The organism is Mucilaginibacter sp., from assembly GCF_036383575.1.
In the GTDB taxonomy this organism is placed as follows: Bacteria; Bacteroidota; Bacteroidia; order Sphingobacteriales; family Sphingobacteriaceae; genus Mucilaginibacter.
Map to the genome: position 1 here is coordinate 1 of NZ_DASVOB010000760.1, position 10,607 is coordinate 10,607.

Annotated in this window: 6 protein-coding genes; 1 reads left to right on the forward strand and 5 read right to left on the reverse strand. The window is 41.8% G+C overall.

Going from position 1 to position 10,607, the window contains the following annotated elements:
- The coding region (fbp, locus tag VF500_RS27115; RefSeq protein WP_330862664.1) for a class 1 fructose-bisphosphatase at window positions 1-765 on the reverse strand (765 nt) is incomplete at its 3' end.
- Between the two features lie 78 nt (window positions 766-843).
- Entirely contained in the window at window positions 844-3,297 is a 2,454-nt protein-coding gene (gene ppsA / locus VF500_RS27120) for a phosphoenolpyruvate synthase (RefSeq protein ID WP_330862665.1), read from the reverse strand.
- A gap of 128 nt (window positions 3,298-3,425) precedes the next feature.
- On the opposite strand from ppsA, the gene VF500_RS27125 reads away from it, so the two are divergent.
- Window positions 3,426-4,313: an AraC family transcriptional regulator gene (locus tag VF500_RS27125; RefSeq protein ID WP_330862666.1), complete on the forward strand. Its 888-nt coding sequence runs from the start codon at window positions 3,426-3,428 to the stop codon at window positions 4,311-4,313.
- Between the two features lie 77 nt (window positions 4,314-4,390).
- Here VF500_RS27125 and VF500_RS27130 read toward each other — a convergent pair whose 3' ends face one another.
- The 3 genes from VF500_RS27130 to VF500_RS27140 all read right to left on the reverse strand — a co-directional run bounded on the left by VF500_RS27130 (window position 4,391) and on the right by VF500_RS27140 (window position 10,540).
- Window positions 4,391-5,983, reverse strand: coding sequence for a RagB/SusD family nutrient uptake outer membrane protein (locus tag VF500_RS27130; RefSeq protein ID WP_330862667.1), 1,593 nt, complete (start codon window positions 5,981-5,983; stop codon window positions 4,391-4,393).
- A gap of 21 nt (window positions 5,984-6,004) precedes the next feature.
- On the reverse strand, window positions 6,005-9,271 hold the full coding sequence (locus VF500_RS27135) for a TonB-dependent receptor (RefSeq protein WP_330862668.1): 3,267 nt from the start codon (window positions 9,269-9,271) through the stop codon (window positions 6,005-6,007).
- 267 nt (window positions 9,272-9,538) lie between these two features.
- The gene (locus tag VF500_RS27140) at window positions 9,539-10,540 is read right to left on the reverse strand and encodes a FecR family protein (protein WP_330862669.1); all 1,002 of its coding nucleotides are present in this window, start codon (window positions 10,538-10,540) and stop codon (window positions 9,539-9,541) included.
- Window positions 10,541-10,607: the final 67 nt, after the last annotated feature.

A 10,607-nucleotide genomic window follows, 5' to 3' on the forward strand; every position in this document is an offset into this window, starting at 1 on the left:
CATATTCCGATGCAGATCGGCCACCATTGATCCGATATACCTTGCTTTAAACGGCCTGTTTGTTGTTACATCCTCCACCTGGCAGTATTTGATATATTTCTTTACCCCATCAGGAAAATGAGAGTAATAACCTTCGTTTATAGAATAGATAACACCATCATCAGGAATACGCATTTTGGGGTGCGACAGGCAAAACTCGCCAAGGGAAGGATCTAAAGTAAACCCATTCACTCCTTTTCCGGTGGTGTACACCAGCATTGTTGATGAACCATAAATTACATAGCCTGCCGCTACCTGCTCGGTACCGTTTTGTAAAACATCTTTAATGGTAGCTCTTCCATCCGTTGTTTTACGGCGGTAGATAGAAAAAATGGAGCCCACGCTCACATTTACATCAATATTGGATGAACCATCCAATGGGTCTATTGCTACAATATATTTGGCATGCTTTGAGATCTCGCTGTCAATATCAATATATTCATCGCTTTCTTCCGATACCACCACACAACATTCACCGCCTTGTTGTAAAGCCGAAATAAACTGTTCATTGGCATAAACGTCCAGTTTCTTCTGGTGTTCGCCCTGTACATTTACCGAACCGTTATCGAGGGTCAGATCAGCCAATCCAGCTCTGTTAACTTCCCTGTTAACAACTTTTGCAGCAATACCTATATCTCTCAGCAGCCTGGAGAGTTCGCCTTTAGCATAAGGAAATTCAGCTTGGTTTTCAATAATAAACTGGCCTAAAGTTTTCACCGTTTTCATATAAATAATATTTTAAGATTAGTACCGCTACCCGAAACCAGGTAGCGGTTGTTAGCATTAGTTAATATATTTCAGTTGTCAGGCAGATAAGCAGAGCCGTTTTGCCGCTTCAAGCTCATCCTCTATTTTCCGGATTGCGATTACGGTTTTAAAAAACGAATCAGGCGTTACCGAGATACTGTCAATCCCCTCTTCCACAAGGAACTGGGCAAAGTCGGGATAATCAGATGGCCCCTGCCCACAGATCCCCACTTTTACACCTCTTTTCTTCGCGGTTTTTATCAACGAGGAGATCATAAATTTCACCGCATCATTACGCTCGTTATACAAACCGGCCACTAAGGATGAATCACGGTCGAGCCCCAATACAAGCTGGGTAAGGTCATTGGAGCCGATGGAAAAACCATCTACATAATCGGCAAACTGCTCGGCCAAAATCACGTTAGACGGAACCTCGGCCATCAGGTAAACCTCAAGCCCGTTTTCGCCGCGTTTCAGGCCGTATTCGTTCATGGTTTCGTACACTAATAAAAGCTCGTTCACTGTCCGGCAAAACGGGATCATCACCACTACATTATCAAGGCCCATTACTTCGCGCACCTTCCTGATCGCCTTACATTCCATTCCAAAGGCTTCTTTATATACCTTAGAATAGTACCTGGATGCCCCCCTCCAGCCTATCATGGGATTTTCTTCGGCCGGTTCAAAATATTTACCTCCGGGCATATTGTAGTATTCATTGGTTTTAAAATCCGAGAAACGAACGATTACCTTATTGGGATAAAATGCGGCGGCTATCTTTGCTATTCCGTAGGATAGCTTTTCAATAAAAAATGCCTCTTCGTTATCATAACCCAGCATAGCATCTTCAATATGGGCTGTTAATGAGCTATCATTCAAACTCCTGTGCTGGAGCAAGGCCAATGGGTGAATTTTTATATAGTTATTGATGATAAATTCTTCCCTGGCAAGGCCAACGCCTTTTCCGGGATAATGCGCGTATTGAAAGGCAATTTCGGGCGAGCCGATATTCATCATCAGCGGGGTTTCAATTTCTGGCAGGTCATTCAAATCATGTTCCCGCATAGTAAACGCCACTATGCCGCTATATATAATTCCGGCATCACCTTCTGCACATGAAGCGGTTATTTCATCGCCGGTTTTCAGGATGGATGTTGCACATTCGCAGCCAACTATAGCCGGAACACCTAACTCCCGGGCCACGATGGCAGCATGACAGGTGCGCCCGCCCTTATTGGTAATGATAGCGGATGCTTTTTTCATTACAGGCTCCCAGTCGGGGTCGGTCATGTCGGTTACCATGATATCGCCGGGCAAAAAGTTTATTTCGTGGATATTTTGTTTTCCGATACCTGAAAGATTGTGCACCCTGCCTGTCGCAATTTTATCACCAACAGCGATGCCTTTCAGCAAGATCCTATCCGCTCTGTCAGGATCATTGATCCGAAATTCGGTAAGCAGGTTTACTTTTTTGCGGGAGTGAATGGTTTCGGGCCGCGCCTGTACTATAAATAACCTGCCGCTGATCCCGTCTACAGCCCATTCAATATCCATGGGGCACCATTTGCCCTTCAATTTGGTATAATACTCTTCGATGATTATTACCCAGTTGCTGAGTTGAATGATCTGATTATCCGACAAGCAAAACCTTGAGCTTTCGTCAACAGGGGTATCAATGATTTTTACGGCCTCTTCCCCTGGATTTCCGTAAATCATTTTTTTATGTTTTTTGCCTAATTTCTTTTCAAGGATTGACCGGAAACCGCTTTTCAGTAATGGCTTATAAACAATAAATTCATCGGGATTAACTGATCCCTGGACTATCATTTCGCCCAGGCCGTACGATCCGTTAATAATAACAGCGTCTTTAAAACCGCTTTCGGTATCCAAAGAAAACGCGACCCCAGAAACACCTTTATCCGAACGGACCATCTTTTGAACACAAACAGAAAGGCCAACATTAAAATGATCATAGTTAAAAGATTCCCTGTAACTAATAGCCCTGTCGGTAAATAACGAGGCGAAGCAGTTTTTTATGGCTGTTAATAAACTTTCTTCTCCCCTTATGTTTAAATAAGTGTCTTGCTGGCCCGCAAATGATGCATCGGGCAAGTCCTCAGCAGTAGCCGACGAACGAACTGCAACATCGGCAGAATTACCTGCGTATTGAATCAATAACTCCTTATAGGCTTCAACAATCTCATTTTCCATAGTGGCAGAAAACTGACCGTTTTGGATAAGCTCCCTTATTTTGCTGCCACAGGATAAAAGAACCTGTAAATCGGTAACATCTTTATCCTCGATAATGTCCCTGATCTGCTTATCAAGCTGATTGTCTGCGATGAACTGGTAGTAGGCCTTACTTGTTATGATAAACCCATCAGGAATATCAATCCCAAATTGCGAGATGTTCTGCATCATTTCTCCAAGCGATGCATTCTTGCCTCCTACTAACTCAATGTCACTTATTGAAGCGTCAATAAGTTTCATAGTAAATTTCTTTTCCTTCATGGCTCATATTTTATAAAAACGAAGTTAGCCGCTTAGCAAACTGCCCTATGCTTAAATATTCATAAGAAGTAATACTATATTCACAACATATTACCTATTTTTACTTTTTTATATCACTATAGTATAAAATGAAGGATTTTTTCGAGCAGATTTTAAAGGTCGACAACTCCGCTTTTACAATAGCCGAAGCAAATACTTATCATGCCATTAATAATTTCCACAACCATCCCGAGCTGGAACTGATCTATATCATAAGCGGAGAGGGAACTTTTTCGATAGGAAATACATCAAAGAGAATTTCGGGAGATACCATGATCATGATTGGCTGTAATGTGCCTCACATGTTCAAGTTTGAAACCAACCGCTATTACGATTACTCCATGAAAAGTGGTAAGATACCCACACCGCTGCAACTGCTTACACTTCATTTTGATCCGAATAAATTAGGAAGCACCTTCATGATGCTGCCAGAAAACAACCTCCTGAACAATCTTTTAAACAGTGCTAAAAATGGATTGCTGATCAATAGTAATTCAAAAGCTATGGCAATTGAATCTATCCGGCAAATAGAAGGTTCGGCTAAGCATGAACAGCTTCCGCTATTGCTACAGCTGTTAAATAAAATTGCCGAAGGGGAGCAAATTTCAAACCTGGCGGGTGAAACCGAAAAAAAGATCTTTAACAGGATAGACGAGGTACGGTTAACAAAGATCTACCTGTATACGATGGATAATTTTTATAAGGATATTAAACTTAAAGAAATAGCAAACATTATCCATATGGTACCGAAGGCATTTTGCCATTACTTTAAACTGCGTACAGGTCAAACCTATTTTGATTTTTTGCTAACGGTAAGAATAGAGAACTCATGTAAGCTGATCAGGGAGACCAATGAAAATATAAATTCAATTAGCCGTGATTCGGGATTTAATAATCTTTCAAACTTCAACAGGTATTTCAAATTAGCTACAGGGAATACACCAATGGAGTACCGGAGGAAATTCCGGGAGTTTTAAGATCAATAAAACCATATAAAAAACAAATGCAGGCTGTTACACGGCCTGCATTTGCTAAATAAATAATAGTAATTAAATTAATAACCCGGATTTTGTACCAGTTTTGGGTTCAACTGCATTTCGGGTCTTGGTATAGGGAAAATACGCTTGTTAGGATTGGCATCTGTTTTTATGCCCCATGCTTTTTCAAACTGACCAAAACGGATCAGGTCATTACGACGCCACATTTCCATAGAAAACTCGCGACCGCGTTCATCTAATATATCAGACAGGGTTACAGCTGCTAAAGCTGAAGCTTTTGCACGTGACCTTACCTGGTTAACCAACGATAAAGGTGAATCGCCATTGGTTGCTGATGCACCGCGTAAAATAGCTTCTGCTTTTTCCAGCAAAATATCGGCATACCTGAACATAGGCACGTCATTACCCTGGTTACGATCTGTGTTCAGGCTATCCGGATAAAATTTATTATTCCTGTAGCCTTCTTCGTTAGCAAGCTCATCGTTACCGATATCAAAAGTTGCCGCATTTTTCCAAACAATATCAGGTGTAAACTCCAATTGGTGGATCACTGTAGCATTTGGATTAGGGCCAGAGTAACTTGCATCAAGCCCGATGTTGGTGGTTGTAATATTTATTGGTGTGCCATCATTATTGTACTGCTTGCCAACTAAAAATTGCTTTTTACGGATATCATTGGCATCGTTAAACAAAGCATAATAGTCTTTGTAAGTATACACAGGCCCATCAGGTGTGTATGGCATTTTATACTTGTTTTTCAAATTAGGATTTAATGTCCAGCGGGCGTAATACTGCCCCTGTGCCAGGACACCATCATAAGGTATGGCAAAAATAAAATCCTTAATGCCCGGGCCATTATTAGGCTTAAACATGCCTAAATAATCAGCATCTAAAGAATACTGGCCGCCTTTTATAACATTATCGCACATGGTAACAGCATCCTGGTACCTTGATGTGCCAATGTAATATTGCGCGTTCAGGTACATTTTTGCAAGTATGGCATAAGCTAACCCTTTGGTTGGCCTGCCGTAGGTAGTTACCCCGGATGTAGCGCTCAGATCTGGAATCTGCGCAAGTAATTCGCTTTCAATAAATGCAAATACAGTAGCCCTTGACTGGGTGCCCAGATTGGTTGTATCCCCAAAAGTTTTGCTGATAGGCACGTTACCAAACAGATCCATCAGGTAGAAGTATGACAGGGCACGCATGGTTTTAATTTCGGCAACGGTTTGCTTTTTGGCATCACTTTCAGGCGTAGATGCAAACAACGACAATACCTGGTTACACAAGCTTATTGTTCCGTACCCTCCTGACCAGCAGGTTTCGGTCATGCTGTTATCAGGCGTAACGGTGTGCAGGTTTACCGTTGAATAGGTGCCGCCGTCAAGCCAGTTACCACCCCGGGCAACCAAAACGCATTCATCGGTACTTAGGTTTTGTAACAACCAGTATTGCCTGCCCGGCGCACCGCGGAACGAGGTATAGATAGGGCCTGTGGCGGCTACAAACTGCGCTGGTGTGGTTGGGAAATTAGCCGGTGTAAGCGCCGATTTAGGTGTAATATCCAACTTTGTACAACCCGAAAGGTAAATTGCTCCTATAAACATGGCAATTAGGCCAGGTTTTATATATCTTTTTAAATTATTCATGTCAGTTAGGTTAAAAATTTATTATAAATCAACTTGTACGCCGGCAAGGAAACTCCTCGTTTTTGGATAAAAATTATTGCTATCTACCCCGATAAACTGGCCGCTTAACTGGTTATCGATGTTTAAGTTCAATTCAGGATCGACGCCTTTGTATTTGGTGATGATAAATAAATTGGTACCGGTAACATACAACCGGATGCCATGTACATAATTGCCGGCAACATTTATTTTATAAGCCAGCGTGGCATTGCTTAACCTGATGAAAGCGCCGCTTTCAAGATAACGTGTTGAATATAAATTGGCGTTAACATCGGTACCAGGCTCACTTAGCGTGAAAGCAGGTACACCGTGTGCCGAAGCCTGGGTTGGCTGGTTAAAGCTGGCCAATGATGCATTCATGATCTTGTTACCGCCCTGGCCCCTGAAAAAGAAATTAAGGCTAAAGTTTTTGTAAGTAAAATCATTACCAAAACCGAATGTATATGTTGGCTGTGCATTGCCCGCATATGTTTGATCAGAACTTTGAGGCGTTGTTGTTGGCTGGCCATTAGCACCTAAAAAGGTAGATACCCCATTAACACGGCCAAGATACTTCAAGGTATAAAACTCACCCAGCGGGTAACCGGCTTCAATGATGGAAACCTTGGTACCGCTTTGTCCCGGTCCTTCCGGATCGCCCGCATAGATCTTTGAAAGATTTGGAGCCAGTGCAGTGATCTTGTTTTTATTAAATGAAATATTGCCGTAGCTACTCCAGGTAAAGTCTTTTGTTTTTACTGGGGTTCCATTAAGCGCTATCTCCACACCTTTATTGGTCATACTGCCTACGTTTTCAACCTTTGTACCAACAAAATTGTTAATAAGCGATACCGGTACCGTGGTGATCATGTCGGTTGTTTTTTTATTGTAGATATCAACCGAGCCACCTAAACGGCCTTTAAATAACGAGAAATCGACACCGCCGTTCAGCGTAGCTGTACTTTCCCACTTTAAATCGGGATTAGGATTTTGGATTACACCAATTGCACCAATATAAGCGTTGTTGTAATAAAAGCTACCAGTAGTGCCATAAAGCGTTATAGGAGTATAAGGCGAGAAGCCCAATGAGTTACCTGTTTTACCATAACCAACCCGCAGTTTCAAATCATCAAACAGGGTTTGAGATTTCATAAAGCTCTCGTCAATGATGCGCCATGCAGCCGAAGCAGCAGGAAAATATCCCCAACGCTTGTTGGTACCAAAGGCATTTGAACCATCGCGGCGTAAAGATGCCTGCAAAAGATATTTACCTGCGTAGCTGTAATTAAGACGAGAATAAAAGGATATCAGACGTAAAGTTTCGAGGGGGACGGAACCATAATCAACGCGATAGTTTCCACTGGGTGTGCCTAAACTGAGATTACTTGAACCGGTTGCATCCGAAATAAAGCCCTGATTGGTTGACTGAAAACCATTACCGGTTGTGGTTTGATCGATAGAATAACCAAATAATGCTTTAAAATCATGTTTATCACCCCATTTATGAGCATAGGTCAAATAGTTTTCAAATAACTTTTTGGTATCCTCATAAGTTGAACGAATGGCTTTACCATTAAGGCCCGGCGCAAGTTCTGATGCCGAGTTATAATAGGTATTATTATCTGTATTTGTTTCCTGGTAAGCTAAGTTAAAATTGTAAAGCAGGCCTGCAGGCAATATCAACTCACCGCGCACATTACCCAGTAATAAATTAATTTTTTGCTTGTAGCTATCGTTAGTGATAAGCCCTACCGGGTTATAACCCAGCTTTAAAGTAGGATCATTATAAAAAGTGCCATCGGCATTATAAATAGTACGGGTAGGCAAATACTGAACTATCGACTTAAACAAGCCAGGGCTTTGTCCGTTGGCTGATGATAGCGGAATATCATTAACTAACAAATTGGCATTGGTTACTGAATTGCTTAATGAAAAGTCCAGTTTCAACTTATCGTTCAGCGCTTTTTGGGTGATATTAAGCCTGCCTATAACACGCTTCATATCGCTGCTTTTAACAATACCCTGGTTTTCAAGGTAATTTATACTTCCGTTGTAGGTAGTTTTATCAGTACCACCACCAAAAGAAAGGTTATGGTTTTGAGAGAACCCTGTTGTACGTTCAACTGCTTTTTGCCAATCGGTGTTTCCGCCGTTATCATTTGCGGGGGTAAAACTTTGTCCATTAGCTTTGACATAGGCCCTTAACTGGTCGGCAGTAGCTACCTTAAATTGGTTAGATACCTTTTCAAACGATCCGTATCCGTTATAGGTCAATCTTAACTGACCTGCTTTTGCTCTTTTAGTAGTAACGATGATCACACCATTGGTAGCCCTGGTTCCGTAAATAGCAGCGGCAGAAGCATCTTTCAATACATCTATCGAAGCAATATCCGACGGGGCTAATAAGTTAAAATCGGCTCCGGGTACACCATCAATTACATAAAAAGGTACCGACGCGGCACCAGCCCTTATTGATGATGGGCCACGCAATGTTACTGAAGCCTTACCATTCGGGTTGCCGTCGTTGGTTATATTCAAACCGGCAACTTTACCTTCTAACAGATCCGCAGGGGTTGCTACAACACCGGCGTTAAATTGCTCGGCCTTAACAGTAGCAATCGCACTGGTCAGCTCCTTTTTTGTAGTTGTACCATAGCCTATTACCACAACGGTAGACAATGAATTAGCCGAAGGCAGCAACGTAACTTTTATAACCGTTTGCTTACCTACAGCTATTTTTTGGGTATCGAAGCCGATATAAGAAAACACCAGCACGGCTTTTTCATTGGCAACCTGAACCCTGAATTTACCATCTACATCGGTTACCGCGCCTGTTGAAAGGCCTTCTATTTTAACAGAAACACCTATTAAAGGCAACCCTTTGTCATCAACAACAGACCCTGTAACAATAATAGCCGGAATTTCCACTTTCTTTTCTACCGGTGGTTTTGGCGCCGGTTTAACCAATAAACTGCCTTCAACTTCGGTATAAGTAAATTGGTTATCCAGTAAAACTTTTTTTAGAACAGTTTCCAGCTTTTCTTTATGAGCTGTAAGTGTCACTTTAACATCGCTTTCAATGTTATTCCCTGTATACATGATCCGTACGCCTGTATTTGCGGAGATCTGCTCCAGCGCGTCAGAAAGTGGGGCTTTTTTCAATTTGAGCGTAACCGGCTTTTCCAGTACGCTTTGTCCGTATGAGTTATCAGCCATGGCAATGGTTGACAGTGAACAGACAACTAATAAAATGATCGCATTAATTTTCATAACATATGTTATGGTTCGAAAGACTCTTTCGGGTATGTTTATTTTCATATTTTTGCTATATTAAAGTGTTATAGGTCAAGCTGGAACGTGCTACGGTTTTGAGAGGCCTTGTGCATGGTCCACTAAAAAAATCTTTACATTTTATTTCCTCCAAAACTGGCCCGGCCATTTTGGAGGATCATTTCTCTTTCCTGGGTTTAACTCATAGCAATTCTATTTTAGGGTGTCAAACATTTATTTGCTCGTATAATTGGTATATCGGGTACATTAATTGCAGCCTTTTCCTTTTAAAATATAAGCATTGCCCTCTTTTTTAAAATGTGCATTTACAAGGGCTTCCATCAGTTTCAATACTTTCTCTAATGGCATATTATTAAAATCGGCATATAATGTACAGTTCAGTAAATTTTTGTCGGCCCTGATCACTATGTTGTATTTTCGCTGAACATCAGCCAAAACATCAGACAGGGGTGCATTATGGTATTGCAGCTTGCCTTGCTGCCAGCAGATCACCGATGAAGCGTCAGCAATTTTTTCGGTAACCACTGTTTGGCTGGCCTTATTATACACCAGCTGCATATCCGGCGTAAGTAATACCGGATGTTTTGAAGCTATTGGCAGCACCCCCACTTTTCCACTTACCACCGTGATCTTGATCGCTTTATCCTCGTTATAGGCCTTAACATTAAAGCTGGTACCTAAAACAGTGGTTTTAATTTTACCCGAATGAATGATGAAGGGCTTACTGCTATCATGGGCTACCTTAAAGAAAGCTTCGCCTGTAAGGGTAACCTCCCGCTTGTTTTCTTTAAACTTATCGGGATATTTTAACCGGCTACCGGCATTAAGGCAAATAGTTGTACCATCGGGTAAGGTGATCAGCTTTATTTCGCCGTTTAGGGCTACTGTTTCCTGGTAAGTAACCGGATTAAGCCAGTTATCCAATTGTTTCCTGAATACATAACCGGCACAAAAAACAGCGGTAACAGATGCAGCAACAGCCATTTTGATCACCAATCGCCAAATGGGAAATACCTGCTTTGGAGGCGGTGGTGTTATCCGTTGATGGATGTTGGCGAGTATTTGGTCGGAGGCCTGCACGCTGAGGCTTAGCTTCTTTTCCAATACATCTTTACTGAAACCTTCAAGCGCCACAAGGTATAATTCTGAAACATCGCCCTGCAGGTATTCGGCGAGCCAGCGCCTGTCTTCAGGAGTTAAGTTTTCAGTATTATAAAGCCTTTCTAAGCGTTTAACAATGGTTTCCACAAGCTTTTTTTATATAAATACGCCGGGAGCTAAAAAACGGGGGGATGGGTTTGTGATTTTTTTTAAG